10 protein-coding genes are annotated in these 17753 nt (G+C 51.8%); 3 read left to right on the top strand and 7 right to left on the bottom strand.

Translation table 11 applies throughout. The features are described 5' to 3' along the window. Positions 1-829 precede the first annotated feature (829 nt). Positions 830-1768 (bottom strand): GGDEF domain-containing protein, encoded by a 939-nt coding sequence (locus tag RBB80_RS11535; RefSeq protein ID WP_433968310.1) that lies wholly within the window; start codon positions 1766-1768, stop codon positions 830-832. A 658-nt stretch (positions 1769-2426) separates the two neighbouring features. Between RBB80_RS11535 and RBB80_RS11530 the strand changes: the two genes are divergently transcribed. Further along, on the top strand, positions 2427-2615 hold the full coding sequence (locus RBB80_RS11530; protein WP_433968309.1) for a hypothetical protein: 189 nt from the start codon (positions 2427-2429) through the stop codon (positions 2613-2615). A gap of 221 nt (positions 2616-2836) precedes the next feature. On the opposite strand, the gene RBB80_RS11525 is transcribed toward RBB80_RS11530, so the two are convergent. From RBB80_RS11525 to RBB80_RS11505, 5 genes are all read right to left on the bottom strand, one after another. Beyond that, positions 2837-3823: a HipA family kinase gene (locus tag RBB80_RS11525; RefSeq protein ID WP_433968308.1), complete on the bottom strand. Its 987-nt coding sequence runs from the start codon at positions 3821-3823 to the stop codon at positions 2837-2839. Between the two features lie 655 nt (positions 3824-4478). Continuing rightward, positions 4479-5417, bottom strand: a complete 939-nt coding sequence (locus RBB80_RS11520) for a S1 family peptidase (protein ID WP_433968307.1) — start codon at positions 5415-5417, stop codon at positions 4479-4481. Between the two features lie 211 nt (positions 5418-5628). Further along, a complete protein-coding gene (locus RBB80_RS11515) occupies positions 5629-6405 on the bottom strand; it encodes a caspase family protein (RefSeq protein WP_433968306.1) in 777 nt (258 codons plus the stop codon). Continuing rightward, complete coding sequence (locus RBB80_RS11510; RefSeq protein WP_433968305.1) at positions 6402-7547, bottom strand: hypothetical protein; 1146 nt, start codon at positions 7545-7547, stop codon at positions 6402-6404. Before RBB80_RS11510 ends, RBB80_RS11515 begins: the two co-directional genes overlap by 4 nt. An 81-nt stretch (positions 7548-7628) precedes the next feature. Beyond that, positions 7629-9377: a hypothetical protein gene (locus tag RBB80_RS11505; RefSeq protein ID WP_433968304.1), complete on the bottom strand. Its 1749-nt coding sequence runs from the start codon at positions 9375-9377 to the stop codon at positions 7629-7631. Positions 9378-11213: 1836 nt separating this feature from the next. Here RBB80_RS11505 and RBB80_RS11500 point away from each other — a divergent pair. Both RBB80_RS11500 and RBB80_RS11495 read left to right on the top strand, forming a co-directional pair. Further along, positions 11214-14450, top strand: a complete 3237-nt coding sequence (locus tag RBB80_RS11500; protein WP_433968303.1) for a hypothetical protein — start codon at positions 11214-11216, stop codon at positions 14448-14450. Between the two features lie 353 nt (positions 14451-14803). Then, a complete protein-coding gene (locus tag RBB80_RS11495; protein ID WP_433968302.1) occupies positions 14804-16255 on the top strand; it encodes a hypothetical protein in 1452 nt (483 codons plus the stop codon). Between the two features lie 161 nt (positions 16256-16416). Here the strand turns inward: RBB80_RS11495 and RBB80_RS11490 are convergent, their stop codons facing one another. Continuing rightward, positions 16417-17205, bottom strand: a complete 789-nt coding sequence (locus RBB80_RS11490; protein ID WP_433968301.1) for a hypothetical protein — start codon at positions 17203-17205, stop codon at positions 16417-16419. Positions 17206-17753 lie beyond the last annotated feature (548 nt).

Raw genomic sequence — 17753 nt, 5'->3', positions numbered from 1 at the left:
TTTTAGGAGATGGCAACGATCACTGGAACGTGGAATAATCCGGCCGACAGACGATGCAATCGTAAACTCTCATATCGAAGCGTGATGATTGCGGAGAAGAACGCACATAGGGTTAGCCAGAAAGAAGGACGTCTGATTATCGCTTATCAATGTTTTGATTGTGGATGCTTCCACATAGGCAGAGCGGACAGATCTCAACTGCTCGCACGACGTCGAGAAATGCGACCCGCGGTGCCACCGAAGTGCATTTTCTGTCGAATGGTTTTGTACGTCAGGAGAGACATTTTCGATCCGCATCCCGATGGGCCGATATGCCTCGACAAACGCTGTATGGAACGCCGGGCCTCTGCGGCTCCATAGAGGTCGGCTACCTGCAGTGTAGTGTTAGAAGTAGCTAATTCGCGACAAGACAGACAAAACTACTAAGAACATGCTCTCCTGTCCGTTGTAGTGGCGGAAAACATGAAGGGCTGTTGGAAACGTGTGTCAATAACTCGCAAGATTGCATAGGCGACTGCCACCCGGCGGAGCAGCTAACTGCGGTCCCCAGTGACACTTCCGCGAAGAGTTAGCCGAGGATGTCTCTTCGGGTTGCCCCAGTCGCCCTGCGAGTGCCAACCTCGCCTGTCCGGCTCCGGATGGCGATCCACGTTTGCTGGGAATACACCAAGGAAGCAGATGAAGAGTACACTTACAGCAATCCAACAAGAAGCGTCATCTTGAAAAAGCAGAGAGCTGCCTGTCGATCAAGCTTTTCCGATTCTGCACAAGGAAATCATCCTCGAATGACGCGCCAGATCGATGACGTCGTTCAACTAGCTGAGGGATCTTATCGGCGGCGGCTATCTTCGTTGATCGAAGCCAGCAGGATCCGGGTGCAGTTACGGCCCGCTTGTTTGGCGTTGTACAGGGCCATGTCGGCGCGGGCAAGCATGGAGTTGGATGATTCGCGGAAAGTGGCGACGGTGAGGCCGATGCTGAGAGAGATAGGCAGCGCCAATCTGGAGACGGCAAGGCTACTCACCGCCCGTTCTATCCGTCCGGCGATTCGCAGGGCATCGTCGCAAGAGGTTTGAGGGAGGACAAGGAGGAACTCGTCGCCTCCGTACCGTCCGAAGAGATCGTAGGAGCGAAGGCGAGAGGAAATGACTTCAACGACCTGCTTGAGGGCGGCGTCACCTGCCGCGTGACCAGCGGTGTCGTTGATTTGTTTGAAATGATCGATGTCGATGAGCGCGATGGCGAGTTGGTAGCCTTTTCGCTCGGCGCGAACGAGTTCGAGTGCGAGCCTTTGGTCGATGCCGCGGCGGTTGAGTGCGCCGGAGACGTGGTCGTATAGAGACTGCGCCTCGACGATGGCAACGAGTTCGCTACTGAGCATTAGTACGAAGAAGAGGCCAATGATGCAGATGAAGATAAAGTTGACGACGAGTGCCGGGGTCTGGAACCTGCTTGTCTGCATGAGATCGTAGGGAGCACCGTGGAGGAAGGTAACGAGGGAGCGACCCACCCCAAACAGGGCATAGGTGGCCATCAGGACTGCGAAGACATTCAGGATGACCCGTTGACCGGCCTGTCTGAAAAGTTCGACAGCGATGAAGCCGCGGGAAAGGAAGAACACCAGGGAAATGATGGCGATTCGAGGAGCAATCTGGTCGTTCGCCATGCTGAAGTACATCAGCAAAAGGAGAGCAATACCAACCGAGGTCCAGAGTACGAGAGTCGTCCGCGGACTGCGAAAGAAGAGCAGAATCCCACGATAGAACAAAACGAATGCAGAGAAGAGCAGGAAGTTTACAACGACGATAGAGACAACGTTCGGGAGGCTGCCTCGTATAACGATCAGGACGCATCCGAGAAAACCGGAAAAAAGCCGAGAGCGAACGAACCGGTGCCCGGGAGATGACGATGCATCCGCCCCATGCTAAGGAAAACGATCGCGTACACCGCCGTCAGTAGAGTTTGGCAGGCGAAGAGAGTTCTATTGTCTATCCACGAGAGCAACATATTCTTGAAAGTGAGGCAGTTATATTGATCGGCCGTGAGGGGACTACCGAGAGGAGGTAACTTGCTTAAGAGGCCACTTAGGTTAACACCCGTCTTACCCGGACGAATCCCATTCGCCACCCGGGGCTTGCCCGTATGCCGCGCTCGCTGACGACGCCTGCAACTTGGCGAAGTGAGCTTGCGCGGGCTGCCTTGAATCGTTGCACTCTGGATACCGGGGCGGCGCGTTCAGGCAATTCACTCAGAGGAAGTAGTCACCACCGTGGATTGTGAAACATGAAGTGCAGTGTATGGATGACCTTCGCAAGAACGATCCAGAAGATAACGGAGATTAGACAGACATTACGCATTCCCACGAAAGCTTCAAAGCAATCTGATTGCGGCCTGGCCGGCGTAATTTCGGTTTCTGAATACGAGGAATGATCGACCCCACTCTCGATGATCGCTGTTTGCATAATCAAATGGTAAAGCGCACATCACGCGCCAACGTTGACAAAAACACAATGGGCGATGAGCGCATTCCCATTCTGGATCTAAAGAAGATTGCTGCTCTTCCCAAGAGGAAGATCCGCGAACAGTATCAAGAAGTCGTGGATCAGTTCATTTAGATCTTGCACGGAGCAAGAGCGCGACACGGAGGCACGGATAGGGCCAACAGTCAGATTGGCTGAACGTTCAAACAAAGAGGCAATCGAACTCTGTTCGCTATTTTTGAGCCGAAGATTTTCTAAGAAGGTTTCGAATTCATCAACCTCCCATTTGGAGACAACTTCAATTTTCGCTTTTCACTTGCCGAAAGATAAAAATCTTTGAGGCGTAGGAACTAAGCTCATGCAGTCCCACGACGACGATGAAAGGCACTCCGTGTCTCTGGAGTTCTGAGGTCGTGTATTCCAACATCTGATAATCGCAGAGTTTCATTTATGTTTTTCTGTTGACTTGGGTGCCAAGTCTTTTCTGCATCTGCTTGGACGAGTTCCGGCAAACGAAGTAACCGATCTTCTAGCCTGATAAGCAGTTCGCCCAAATCTCCTGAATACCATTCGGATGGCATCGGGGGAACAATCGACGCGAGCACATCCGGAATCAAGGTTTGAATTCGTGAAATCCAAGAGACTACTTGTTCATCCCGCCAAAGATCGGAGTAGACCGCCCTCTCCAAATGAAGAGCTGAAGCCGAATTCTCCTTGAAATTCCATTCCGGGCCTCCGAACATGTGACCGTGATCAATGAAGCAAACTTCCTGAGCGTTTGTCGAGCTTCGTCGGAAGATGGCCTGACGATTGTCTTGGTGATTGGCCCAAACATCGAGGAGGTACATCCCCAAAAACGCCTCCCTATTTGTAATCATGCTGACTCTCGACGGGCTTATGTATTCCGTTGGCCGGTCCGGGCCAGAGGTCTTGCCTACGAACAGACTACCAAAGTGCATACCCTTAGTTGGACGGCGTACTCCCGACGGAAGTTCGAACCACATGTCCGGATGACTGTCGATGAAACTGTCAGAGAGGCATATACCCTTGGCTTCGGCTACGGGGACCCCGACGGCTTTTGCAACGTGGCTACCGAGATGTTCGTTGGCAAGCACGTTGGGGCCTATGGGATTGTCCGTCATCTTTACAACGTAGTGCCGGCCATCATTGGCCAGAACTAAAATCGACTGCGAGCCGCCTTTCATCTTCCTTATATATAGGTTGGCAGTGAGAATGGCATTAGAACAAGGATGAAGGCTATCTTCAAAGGAGCGAAACTCGACGAGACCCACTTCTCCTCCAAACGGAACCTCTGAAGCGTACCGGTCGGTCCACTTTTCCACTCTACAACTTCCGTTTAGCCCATTAAGAGTAACGGACAGGGCAGGCATAACACTAGCCCAGATACTGACGCCGCATGGCTTTCGAACGATTCCGTTTGTTCGTACTTCCCGTGTCTGCACCTGCTACTAGAATGAGGTGGTTACGCCTCTTTGCGCCACACTGAGTCTCACATTTACATTGGCGAATCAAAGATAAAACCCCATCCGTGGCTGGATCATTTCCGATTGCGCGGCCATTCCCTCTCTCAACGGCTTTCGGCTTGTGCCTAAAAGTTGTGGGGTGACGCATAAGGCTGAACTTGCCCCACTCTTGTTTCAATGACTTGCTGGTTTCCAGACCTCATAAGGCTGAAGTGGCGCACCCCCATAAGGCTGAATTTCCGAGGAGAAATTACGCATAAGCTTGAATTCACCGCCGAACCACGATAGCCGTATGCCGATATCTCCCGTAAAACATTGATAATATGCGGGTATTATCTGGTCGATTCAATCCTGCGCGTTTGTTGGCACCGCTGTGACCCTCAAAATGAGGTAGGGCGAAAGCAGATCACACGATGAAATAGTGCTAGGTACTGCCCTGAACTTGCGATCGAAGCCAAATATGACTTCGATGAGGGCGGCCGCGATTCCGAGTCTGTGCTAGCGCGGCGAAGAGTTACCACTTGACTTCGTTAGCCGATATGCTTTTCACCCAAGGACGGAATATCGAAACTCGAGTGTAGACTCCCGGCTTGTTTACGTCCCCACAGCCTTCGCCCCAGCTAACAATGCCAACAAGCTTCCGCTGGCCATTGACAACAATGCTCGCAGGGCCGCCGCTGTCACCTGTGCAAGTATCTTTGCCTTCTCTCCCGGCGCAGAGCATATTGTCGGTTATTTCGCCAGGGTAGCTCTTATTCTGAGTGCACGAAGACTTCGGCACATATGGAACTTCTGTTTGATAGAGAACATCAGTGCGGATATCCTCGGTTATAGACAAGAGGCCCCAACCACTTACGCGTAGGAGAACTCCACCTACAATGCCTGTCTCGTCTGCACCTATGGCATCTATTGGCGTGCCCGCGAGATCAGATTTGACGTGCAATAGTGCAATATCCGAATCATGATTTAGAGGGTTCCAGTTGCAATGAACTGCTACCTGATCAACAGGCACGCGATTTTTCTTGCCCTTAAGTGAAGCTGTTCCTTCGAGGACACTTATGTCTGCAGCCTTCGTTCCCTCATCAACGCAGTGCGCGGCTGTCAGAACCCATCTCTTCGCGATTATTGATCCGCCGCAAAACTGGGCGGCCCAATTATCCGGAACATGGGAAGCTAAGATTGCTACCTGCCAAGGATTGTCTTCAATCTTGGCGGGTTGTCCCCCAATGATTCGTTGTTCTTGCTCAGTGCCTGTTGCATTCCAAACCGCGATTACTTTCTGTAGAGCTCCGGATCCCTTTGCCGAGATGTCATATTGTTTCCTACATGAGCCCTGATTTTGATCAGCTTTTGAATCCGCCTGAGCTAGACCAGTCCTCTGTGTAAAGCAGAATTGTGAAGCAAGAACACAGGTAACAAGGTAGGCTACGGGTCTGGTTGTTCGTCTGGACATAATTCACCTTTCGAAATGGCAGACTCTCCGTGAGAAGAGCTTGATTGCCACCCAAGAGCGTCCAAAAGATAGACGCTTCCGGGATGGCCTGTGAGATATAAGCTCACGCATCTTTCGTTATTCGTCTTCAAAGTCTCTTCCCATTTGACACGCTCTTTAGCCAGATCTTCTTCACGGGGATTAAAGAAGAACCCGTGCCCATCGGCTCCGCCTAGACTATATACTTCGGGGCCTGGGCCTCCCGCGTTGTCCTTAGTACTTCTCTACCCACCAGCCCTAATAGTTGCGGAAGCCGATACCCAGGATTATCAAGGTACAGCGTGAGTGCAGATACATAGGGACTGTCTACGTCGCCTGCCTGCACAAAGCTCATCGCGGTCTTACCATACTTGGCAGCCAATCCAAGGATTGCGGGACCATACGGGTCAGATTGAGACGTGAAACCATCTTCGGAACTAATGATGTTTCGACACGAGTCGAATAAGAAAATTGAAATGCCATTGGTGTGGCGCGCCAGTGTACCTAAGATACTCGAAACAGGGACGGACGTATCATTCTTGTTATCTATTGATGAACGAACGGGAACAATGTAGTTTGTTGAACCGCGGTGAAATCCATGTCCTGCAAAGAAAAAAACAATGACGGCGGGCTGGTCGGGCTTATTGGATGCACGCTGAGCTAACTCTCTCAAGTAGTCGTAAATCTCATCCGCGTCCTTAGGATCGGGGACATATCTTACGAAATCAAAGCCAAACTGAGTAAGTCTCCTTGCAATCTGTTTCGCGTCGTTGAGCGCGTTTGTTACGGGTGGCAAAGTTTCGTAGTGCTCTGCTCCGATAACTAGGGCAATCCTGGGAACGGTTCTCGGAACTGAGATTTGCGGAGTCGTCACTTGCTCTAACTGAGTCTGAGAATGCAACTTGATCGACTGACTAAGCAGAAGCGAAGCGATCGCGATATAAGGCGTGATCCAATTGACACGATTCATTTGAGTGTAGAAAGGCCAAGCTTTTTCATCTGATCGTCAGATAGAGGTGCGATTGCGTACTGTCCAGGAATTCCTGCAGCCCCCTCAGTCCCATCTGCACCGAGGTGACCATTTGGCCCTACGTCGCCCGCCAGTCCACCCTTGCAAAAACCGTCGCCATTTTGTGCGGCGCCGCCCTGTCCTCCAACACCGCATTTACCGCCGGCAGCACCTGGACCCCCACTTCCACCAGAAAGATTCGTTTGGAACACTTGTTTCGCGTACGGCGTCGTCGCGTTCTGAGCAGACGTTACGAATACAAAGTTCCCACCGTTTCCACCCCGTCCACCCGGACCACCTCGACCACCGTTACCGCCCGCGCCGCCATTTCCCCCGTTCGTTGCATCCGCTCTGCAGCCCGAAAGGCCCGCTAAGCTCGAAACGCTAGTTCGACCAGTCCTACCGAATCCACCGTCTCCCCCTGTTTGTCCAGGCTGGCCTGAACTACCATTTTCTCCGCGAAGACTAATCTCAAGGACTCCGCCCACCACCTCCGTTGCGAAAATGAATAGGGTCGGCGCACTCCGCCCAGGAATTCCGGGGCTGCCGGTCTGGCCGTCTGGTCCAGCGTGTCCGGCTGCCCCCTCGATGCTTCCCATGGCACCAGGAGGTGCTTTCAAGTACTGAAAGCCTGCGCTAAGAGAGAGACCTTCATTAGAGGATGTCGTTGGCTGGGTCTTGACGTCTCCTATCGGCCAAACAATCCTGGGTGCGGGAGCGCCAGGAATTACTTTGATCGTACGAGCGACAATGTACTTCTCTGCTCGATCGCTGAAGCGTCCTCCGATGATCAAGCTGCTACCTGGTAAAAACGTTATTACCCTCGCCGCGAGAACCATGCCATCAAACGGCATCGTGTCCTTAACTATGTACTCGGTGGGAGGCCCGGCTTGAATTGCTTCGTACGCCTGCCTCTGGGCGTCATTGAGATTGGCGGTGTCTATTCTGAGCGGTTCAGATTGCTGGCCAATATCACTCTGAACGGTCAAGTTTGTTTCAACGGTCGTGGTCGGAGCGATGGCAGGCTTACACATCACATCCTGTGCTATCGCAACCAGCGAAAATCCCGATAAACTAAAAAGCGCGAGCACGATCTTCGTCATATGGTCTAAGAGTACAGCGGGTCAACTGAGAGTAACGATAGCAGTCTACTTCTTAGGTCGTTCTACTGTCCTTATGCTTTGTTATTGCTTCTTTGAGGCTGGACTGCCCGCGTCAGTTCCAGCGGGCTTCGGAGTCGGCGCAACGGGAACTGCCGATTGGTTTGTCTGTCCCGTCGTTTGACCAAAGTCTTTGATCTTGTAGGTGATCGAAAATCCAAATCGGGCTGTAGGCCGCTTAACTGGTACGGGAGTCCCTGTATTGGGTGGTATTACTTGCCCGGAATGAGTATACCCAATTGGGTAGTCTGCAAACTCGCCAACATTAATGCCCGGAGTTAAAAGCAACTGATTTCTGATATGCAATGAAGGACCGACCAAAAGTCCCCATTGCGATGAATCGGTACTATTGCCGGACACAGCATATGTTGGGCCTGCGGACAAAGCTAGTCCCCAGTTCTCCCGGTTCATTGGGAGTCCGAATACTTTCGGCAAATATACGTTTAGCAATGCTGCAACTCCAACTCGCGGCCCATTGTAGTCATTGATGCCCAAGACATTTTGAGTAGCTGGACTAGTCATACCAGAGGGAACTGTTACGCTTGAATATGAACGTCCTGGTAGCTCAGTGATCAGAAATCCTCCCGACGAGCTCAAGATCTTATGGCCTGCTGGAATCAGGAAGTCTTTGGCTCCACCGGCAACTGAGCCTGCTGGATAATTAGCTTGAACCGTAGCCTTGTAGTCGCTAGTCGAATTGACTGACGCTGCAAAGTAGATCACGTGGGCTGAGTTGACTCGCGCCTGATAATACGTAAATGATTGACGGGCTGGCACGTATGCGTCCAGTATTACAGCTTCAGCGGAGGCAAGAACGTCCGTGGAACAAGCGTCAACATGCTCTAGGCTTAGGTTATTGATGACCTGAGATGTGGCAGCTTGGAACTGGTTGTAGGCATCGGGAACTGGCTGCCACAAGGAAACCGTGGTAGGCCAATCCACTAAATTGACTTTTCCATTGCCGTCTTTGCCGGGATCGAGCTTCCCGATCATGTCGCTGAAATTTCCAGCCCTAGCTTGAGCTATTGTAATCGAATCTGTCAGTGTGGTCGGACAGTTGATTGGTATGGCACCAGCTTTGTTTTTCTTCGCTGCATCATTAGCTGCGTCTGCGGCTGGATTATTTGTTTTACTACCGAAGCTAAATCCTGTAACCGTGCTAATCGCATCTTTGAGTAAGTCAAGAGCACTGCCACTTGGCGCAGTCTCCGTCAGAGAAAATGAAGCAGTGTAAAGAACGTTATTGAAGTCTCTCACCTCAAAGCAGGTCGGCCCTGATTCGTATATTTTGGTCGGATCGGTAGTCCCAGAGGGCCAGAACAAAGAAATTGTACGCTTTGGAATTTTTCCATTGTTACCGACAGGGCAACTCACCGTGAGGGTCGGGATTGTGCCAGTCTCTGCTTTTATGAGTTTCGCCGCCGCGAGTCTTTCGGGTGTATGAGCTTGGATACTTTTACCAGACCCTCCTGATGTGGGTTTCCCAACCGGCGCGACCTTGACAGCGGAAGCCTTCTTGGCAGCAGCGTACATCGCGTCTATAACAGCGTCCGATATTCCAGCATCTTTCAAGGTGCTGATCGTTGCCGGACTTAGGTCGAAATTCACGCTGTCGTTGCGATTTATCGTAGCGATAATGTCTGCATCTGCAAGTTTCCATTTTGCCATCTGAACGACGGCATCGTTATTAAGAGTGGCAGAGGTTTGCGCTTGCAGGATGGCAGACATAATGATCACGAACAGAAGAAAATGCAGCGCCTTTAGTTTGACCATTGAAGCTCCTCGAGTAACTCGTACATGTGGTCCGGCACTAATTGCGAAAGTGGTAAAATACAATTCCTATAGGGATGTATGTGTCCTCACTAACAGAGAATCCCTTGCAGACGTCGAGGGAATCGGCTTTGACACAGCCTTTTGATGCGAACACATCGACTGAGACATCCCCGGCACACCGTAGAACGCAAGTTGGTGCGTCAGCGACATTTGTGAATGGAACGCCAATAGTCACTGATATCGATCTAAATCTAGATTCGGGAGAGAACCGGCAATTCAGAAATACACCCGCACTAACGCGAGTAACTCGCGAGACGCGGCAGGAGGTGCTCATTAGTGCATCTTTTAGATGCTTGGAAAAGTTCTCATGGACTCGATAATATGTCAACAGGTAATTTTCAAATATTTGCCAACCGCCGCTGAAAACAGGCGAGAAGATGCCGTAGCAAATGTGACTAATTGAAGGCGATAATGGCACCTGAAAAATATCGGAAACGCATCTGGTGTCAACTGTCAGATGGTTTTTCCCTTTAGTCATCCCTTCCCTTCATCAACAAAGGGAGCTCATGAACATAGAAAACTATCAGGTGGCTTTAGAAGCCCGAAATGCGGTCGCAGTCATCGGAAAATACGGTCGTGGCCGTAACAGGTGAACATAATGCTTTTTTGAGCGGCCGAAATGCGTAGAAAGGGAATGTAGGGCCCTTGAGTGACTCAGATGCGAGGGAGCAAAACTGCCAGCTTGCTTACCGCAGTTCATGCGTACCCGCAACCGCCTAATCAAGTGATAAAGAATTGCATCTTCGTCGAACAGCTCTCTCCTCGTGCTTCCGCAAGAGCCAGACTCCTCCTCGTCAGCGCAAGGTATACCGCTCGCGTATCCAAATACCCAACGCCCACTTGCACTCTAGTTCTCAGTCCTTTCACGCTTAGCATTTCCGACATAATGGAGGCTTTCGCCACGAATATCTAATGCCAAGGATGCTGCTTCCAACATCCGATTCTCGCCGAGAGCCTTGTACAAACGAATGGTCAGCTTTTGAAGCTCTGGCACGGTTAGAGGATCACCTGCATGTTGAATCCCTAGGCAATTCGACTTGGCTTTCAGAGGGAACCCGGGTTCCCTCTGAGCTCTTCTTACTTGAGAAACGCCACTGAGCAATGGACTCTTCAGAGAGCCTGAAGCGTTCGGCAGCACCCGAGTCATCGTGCCAGCGGAAACATTCGGCTTGGAGTTGTCCGCCAAGTTCCCTTTTGGCTGCACCTGTATGCTTCGTTGGGCAACTTTATGTTTCTTCTTCTTTTTTCTTCTTATTTGATTCGCGAGCTATTGAGATACTCGAATGGGTGCCCGTCGGCGCAGACGGGCCTGGACCGGAAAAAAGTGGCGGAGCACCATCGGAACTGGCCCACTCAGATCCCTGCCGGGCGGCACGATTTTCCCATCTCACGCGATCCCAGTCCATCTTGCTCATGGTTTCTCTCGCTATCCCTGTCTTCCCCGCATCCAAGTCGGCGGATAAGGTCGCGACCAATACTGAAAATCGCTCCCGAGCGGCGAAGCGTGAATAGTTGGCCCCTGACCTCCCTTGCTTGTGAGCAATGGAGTTTTGCGAATTTGAACTACTTCCGGGTTGACCGTCACTCGGGACCTGGCTGATCAGTTCTTAGCCCCCGACTTTCCTAGAATCGATTTGGCAGAGCGGATTGCCTGGAATTAATCCAAGATCCCTGACCATAAGGAGCACGTTCCAACTCTAGCGTATGGTGTCCCTGAAATTCAAACCCTCTGCCGTGACGATAGCCTGCAAGCGCGTGATAGCATGAGCCGACGATATGACGGATCTTTCGAGGTTGTTCCAGAATGCTTTCACAGGCAGGGCCGTGCTCTTCGCCGGGCAGGACCTAGAGCCTGGAACGAGTGAACGATTCCTGCAAGCACTATCTAACAATGCAACTCTTCCGCCAAATGCCACGATGGAAGGCGTCTGTTCTGGAATTGTGGACCCTGAGTACATAATTGCAGCGGCAAAAGCGGTCGAGGAAAAGACAGCCCGAGGGGCTTTGAGGCGTATCGCCGACATCCCGTGGGCAGCAGTTTTCACCTCAGCCCTGGACGACACATTATCGACAGAACTTGCTGGCCAAGATAGCCAAGGTCGACGCCTGCGCCACCTCTCCCTAGATGATGAAATGCCAGCGTTTTTCCCAAGGCGAAACGAAGTTCTTACCGTTCTTCATCTATCTCATCTAGCGAATGAAAAGACTACAACGGGATTGCCGCTGTACGGAAGAAACTGGGGAAGGGCCAAGAGATTACTGATGCCCGGAGTGCTAGGAAATTTAGCGCAAGCAATCGGCCCCGCCCACTTGCTCTGCATTGCCGGAATTAGAAACACTGATGCGGTTGCTCCCCTCCTTGTTGCTGATTCGATTAGCGATCTTGATCCGGATAACGTCTACTGGTTTGTTGGCCCACAAGACAATTTAGACCTTTCTGAGCTCAAACTCGCCGCCCCAAACATCCATTTCGTCGAGTCGGAATTCTCGGCTGCGCTAACGTCCTATTCGGATAGTGCTAGCAAGCAGAGCAGTCTGTCAGTCTTGAAAGAACAGGTTTTGCAACTGGAAGACCTCACCGTGACAGTTAGCCTCGGCGAGATTCAAAAGGTTCTTACCTTCCGCGCGAGCGAGCTTCGCGAGTTTCGTAGGCACCTACTGATAGTTCCTGATCTGAAAGCCAAAGCCGCAGCCCCGGAAACAAATGGGCGCAAGCAGGATTTCATTCGCTTTCTGTCACAAAATCGAGATACGCCCGATTGGAGCGGCATCAGTGAAGGGTATGCATTTCAACGAGACGCTTACAAAGACCTCCTAGAACTTGTCCTTGACCGTACAAGACTGATCGTAGGTTCAGGCCAACGGTCACATACTCGAAAGCGAACCGTCGAAGATCTTCCTATCTTCTTGGCAGGTCCCCCCGCATCAGGGCGGACGGTGGGATTAAGTTGGCTGGCCTATGAACTCCGGCGAAGAGGCATCTTTGTGGTACATCTCCTCCCAGCGGGTGGGACCGTAGACAATGGTTCAATCGAGCAAATTCTTCGACTCGCTGAAGGAAGGGGTGCTCCATCTGCAGTTGTGCTGTTAGACAAGTCCGATCGCAAGGTAGCAGAACAGCTTGACCGGCAACTGAAAAGCGCGGGACGTCGTGCTATGCTGGTCGCTTCCGTAGCACCGGCAATGGCAAAGCGTGGACTACTCGCGAATCACGATCTTGATGATGAACTGGAAGCCTCTCGCGGCATCGAGGTCAACTTAGACTATGCCTTGACAGAGTCAGAAGCGAACAGATTTAGGACCTATCTTATAGAAAACGTCCGTGACATCGATCCGGACCTGGTCCTTCGGCTCTTAGCCTCGGACCCGGCCGTGTTCGCTCTCTTGTATAGATTGATCCCAGATACACGAGAGAACATTCGCGGAGTGGTTGTCGATGAGTATCTCAGCCTAGTAGATGGTCTTGCCACCTTTCGCCCACCGACAGGAGAGCAGCTAAGAGGTAGCACTATGAGCGAACAGCTCTCTATCTGGCTCGGCACTCACAGAACGAAACCAACAACGTTGGAAGCCTCAGCTGAGTCTCAACAATCACCTTCATGGAAGAACATCGCGATTCATCTTCCACAACTTGTGTTGCTTTTTTCGAGCCTAGATGAGTCAATCTCGCTAAATCTTCTAACCAAGAGATTTCCGGGATTGCTCCATGTCTACAGAACCATCAGGGAGACCTTAGAAGCAAGTGGCCTGTTTCAAGAGATCGATCTCGGGAAGCAGAGCGACCTTGGACTAACGGCGGCCAACCCATTCGTTGCGCAACTGCTCTTGAATGCCGCGGTACCGTCTTCAGTCGCGAGAATCAAGCTCCTGGGATCGCTTCTGCGGGAGTTCCCTTGGGACCCCGATAGCAGGCCTGTCGATTTGCCTGAACAAGCATTATTAATCCATCTGATAAGAAGCATCGCACCGCCCAGCGGTGCATTCCAAGCCGATTATCAGCGGACTGAGGATTTAAACGCATTGGCAGATATCCTGCGGGGACTGCGAGAGGACAATGGCGCCGCCCTCCCTCAACTACTCCTAGTGGAGGGGATCGTGCTGCGGCATCTCGGGCGTCGGACGGGTGACGACGGCCGCAATGTGGATGCAATAGCCTACTATCGGCAAAGCCGCCATGTCCTTGAGCTGGCGCGAGAAAGCCTTGCTCGTCGCAGACCATCATCTGGCCGCAACTTCGAAATGTCGATGGTATTGAACGCCATCGCCACGACAATCGGCTATACGTTCAATGCCGAATCACGTGGGCAAGACCTTGATGAATCGGAGCGTAGAGATTTGGTTCAACAGGCTTTGGACACCGCTAGCGAATCAAGAGCCTACACCGACGCATACCATCCTCTGGATACCGCATTCTGGACAAGTCGAGATTTCTTCAGACACTTATCTGAGGGACCAGAAACAGAACGAGGCAGACAAGAACGTGAGCGGGCGCTCCTTAACATGGCTGATGCGGTCGATAAAGCAAAAGAATTGGGACAATTGCCGCACGATCAAGCTGACCGGCTGGGTAGCCGTATCGTCGAACTAGCGACGTACCTGAACGATGACGGTACAGCCCAGCTTAGAGCGGAGGAAGATGCGCAAGCAGGAAAATTTAGCGGGATCTGCCTGTTGGGACGAATGGACGCGATCGATAGCCAATCAGGAAAGATTATTAGTTCTGCGGCCGCCACTGCAGCGCTCCACCGGCTGAATGCCTATGCGCCGAAGATATTGGCTGATGATCGCGCATTGACATTGATGCACCGACTTTGGCTTGGGGCACACCTAGGAAATCGTGATCTCGACGAACGCCCGCACGGAATCGCCAGTACGCAAGCTGAGTGGAAAGAGCTCGAAATGATAACCGCTGGTCGGCGTCAGCTTTTGGGGAGACCCGTGTGCCGTACGTCAATTTCTGGCTCTCGGTTGCACTCGCCCATCAAGGTGATATACGTAGGGCCTTACAGATGACCGAAGAAGTTCAGGCAAACTCTCTAGCCTTTGGTCGGCGACGCCTAACGCCGTTAGTCTATTTGTCTGACGAGTGGGGTGCGCCAAAGCACTTGGCCGCTATTGTAAGACGGAGAGACGATGATGATCTCTTGACTGTGTTCGTTCCTGCGCTCGGGATAGAGGTTAAGATCCCCAAGCGTTATCAAGGCCCTTCCGCAATGAATAATCTTCAGAGGGGTGATGAACTTATTACGCTTGTGGCATTCAATTACTGGAATCCCATGGGAGTCGGAACCGCTTGGGCCGAGACCAATAAATCTGATTCTGCTACCGGCAACTGACGGATCGAGACACTGCAGCCGAAAAATGCCATGGGACGCGACGAAGCGCTTCAACTCGTAGGGAACATGCTTCAGGATTTTTCCTCATTTTCGTCAACGATAGGCGGCCTTGAGTTTTATGGAGCGTCACCGGAATTCAAGAATGTTCTGCGACTTTGCAACGAAGTATTAGGGTCGGCGTCAACCGAAGACCCTGTTCAGCGCCGGGCCTACATATTCTTGGAGCAATACCACGGCAAGACCTCTATCGCCAAATCTCTTGACACTGCGGCGAAGAACAGGGGCATTCAGTCTTTCTATCTCGATGGAACCCTAGGTCTCACCCAAAAAGAACTTAAAGATTTGAGACGGTCGAGAGATTCATTGATCTTGCTCGATGGTTTGCCTGCCTCTGCTTCACAACGTGGGACAGTTTTGGAACGTTTTAACGCTCTTTCGGGTAGAGCCATTCTCTTTTCTCCGTCTGAATACCACTCAGATGCAAATCTAGACGCACAGGTACAGACTGTCCGCCTTAGCCACGTTGACGATCGCCCCTTAGACAAGATTGCGTGGCTTATAGGACTCATTCGTGAGCTTTTCCGGAATGATACGAGTGCGGATTCTGGTGATCTTGTAACCGCAACAACACAGCTACCATCAAGTGCACTCGTGGCATTGTCAAAGGTAAGCCTTGGACCGAGGATCAAAGAATTGCCCGAATTAGCCGCAAGGTGTGCAGATATGATGCGCCTTAGAGTTCAACTTGGCCCCAGGGAGCGCTTGGGGTCGGAAGACTTGACGGGACTCTTCTTAGAATTTTATGCGCCTCCATTAAACACCGCGAACGGCGGGTTTCGGCTATGGGTCGAGGGAGAGACTGACAGTCGCCTTCTGAAGCTTGTTTCGAAGCTGGCATATGCTGCCAAGGGTGTTGATGTAGCAGAGAGCCTCTCGATCCTACCGCTTGGCTCAGGCAGAGATGGGGGGACAAGCAAGGTTCCGGAAATTGTCGTAGAGAAAAGCACTAGAAGAAATAGGGACCTATTTCTTTTCGACTGTGATCAACCTGGTCGGAATGCCAAAGAGAAACTTCAGATCTTGGACCAAGATGCCGTGTTGTTGGAACCACAGCTCTCATGCAGCAGGTGTGACACGGAAGTAGAGATCGAGGATTTTGTTAGTCTTTCGTGCTTGGACCGGTTTTATGAGCATCATTCGGCGTATCGTCCTGAAAAGGAAATCATCAGATATAAGGCGCCAACGGGGCGACGAGTCGTAGTGGAGGGTTCTCACAAAGAAGCGCTCATGCAGTGGCTGGAAGCAAACGCTGAATTTGCAGATGTAGAGAATATGTTTTTTCTTCTTTGCGAGATCCGAGACCGATTTTCACTCCGAAACCCACTGTCTCCCGCAGAAATGATCGCTTGGAAAAGGAGACTTCAGGTGGACCTCGAACCGCTCAAGCACCTTGGGAGTCGCCCGCGCCATTGGGTCCCGTAGGAGCAGATAGGGTCGGTAGAGGATGATGCTATCGGCGCCATTCGACCAAACGGCTTTACGAGCGCATTCGTTTTTTATAAATAGCCGTCATGGAACGTGCACACCGCTTTCGATCTGGTTTGAAATTGACGGCATTTCCCAGAAATAACTTACCCTTTTGTTCACGGTTTTCGGGAACGATATACCTTGCGTTGGCGCGGAGGATCCGTACCCTTATCGAAACAGGAGTAAAGGACCACTAGACGGCTCCGCGCCCGGATAAAGAGCCTCTCCGTTAGGCCGAGGGTATGCTGCGCTTCGACGTAAGTGTCGGTATTCTGGATGGCCCTGATGATCGCAAGTAGCTCGGGGTTCTGATTCTTGACGAATCTGAAGAACTCATCCACGAGGATGCCGTTCTGAATAGCTTGATCATAGCTCATCCCAAACGCCCCGCGTTCGCTGGCAAGCGCATAGATGTAATCCTCGTCGAGCTGCGTTCCATCCGGCTCCGGTGAATAGTAGCTGGACGTGTTGGACGCGCGAACGGGGTTCGACGCGGCCTTCTGCCACAGCGAGATAAGGCGGTTCGTCAGGATTATTTTGATGTAATTGAAGAAGCGAGGCTCTGAAGCGCCATAGGCAAGGTCCGGATTGAAGGTCTGAATGCGGTCCTTGCACCCATCTGGGAAGCCGTTGTAATCCAGGGCGCGGAACTTGGACTTATCGGGCAAGCTCATGAGGAATATGAGCAGCTCGTTCTCGTGGTCCTCACGTTCCGAATCGGTACTGTTGGGCCAGAAAAAACGGACACGGCCACGGACGTACCGGGGATGCCTCTCAAAGAACTCTTCGAAGCTGCGTGGAACGACGAACCCATCCTGTCCGATGAAGTGGCCGTCCTCGGAAATAGTGTACAAGTCGCCTGTCCACCCCGGCTTCTCAGGCGTGGCGACCTGCGCTTCCTGCACGGTTGGTACCGCTTCCATAAGGGGGAGCGGCGAGGGTGTTGTGTGTAGGATTCGGTGAAGTTGCGCGGTATATGAAAGGTTTGACTAGCTTCGACGCGATTGTCCATCGCAACAGTCTAAGAATCTCCAAATGCATCAGCTGGCATCAAGATAACACTGACTCGATGATTTCTCAGAATCAAAGAACTGATTTCTTGAAGCAATCGAAAGAGGCATCTGATCTCTGCTCTAGTGTGCGTGTTCAGAGGCGGGACCAGCTGCCAGGCACTATATTCTCAGCAAGCCGTCGCGGAGCTACTCTGTGACGGAACTGTGCCCTTCCAATCGAGACGCGATTCTTCCGGACACCAACTCGTAGATGTTTGCAAAGTTCGCTGCGGGCGCAGTCAGTCCATCCTCGGATCCGCGAGGGCCTATATCCCCCAGCAGCTTTTCAAAATTGGAGGGCCAATCCTTGAGCACGCTGACTGCCGCCTGCAATAGATGTCTGCCCATCTGTAATTTCGAACTTCTGTTCGCAGTTAGTCGCTGCCTTCCGAGAGAACGGA

Origin of the sequence: Tunturiibacter gelidiferens (genome assembly GCF_051013345.1) — a bacterium.
GTDB lineage: Bacteria > Acidobacteriota > Terriglobia > Terriglobales > Acidobacteriaceae > Edaphobacter > Edaphobacter gelidiferens_A.
This window is presented reverse-complemented; position numbering and strand designations above follow the sequence as displayed.

Coding starts and splice junctions, on each gene's coding strand:
- RBB80_RS11530 (WP_433968309.1), top strand. CDS start 2,427: ATGATCGACCCCACTCTCGATGATCGCTGTTTGCATAATCAAATGGTA.
- RBB80_RS11520 (WP_433968307.1), bottom strand. CDS start 5,417: ATGTCCAGACGAACAACCAGACCCGTAGCCTACCTTGTTACCTGTGTT.
- RBB80_RS11515 (WP_433968306.1), bottom strand. CDS start 6,405: ATGAATCGTGTCAATTGGATCACGCCTTATATCGCGATCGCTTCGCTT.
- RBB80_RS11510 (WP_433968305.1), bottom strand. CDS start 7,547: ATGACGAAGATCGTGCTCGCGCTTTTTAGTTTATCGGGATTTTCGCTG.
- RBB80_RS11505 (WP_433968304.1), bottom strand. CDS start 9,377: ATGGTCAAACTAAAGGCGCTGCATTTTCTTCTGTTCGTGATCATTATG.
- RBB80_RS11500 (WP_433968303.1), top strand. CDS start 11,214: ATGACGGATCTTTCGAGGTTGTTCCAGAATGCTTTCACAGGCAGGGCC.
- RBB80_RS11495 (WP_433968302.1), top strand. CDS start 14,804: ATGGGACGCGACGAAGCGCTTCAACTCGTAGGGAACATGCTTCAGGAT.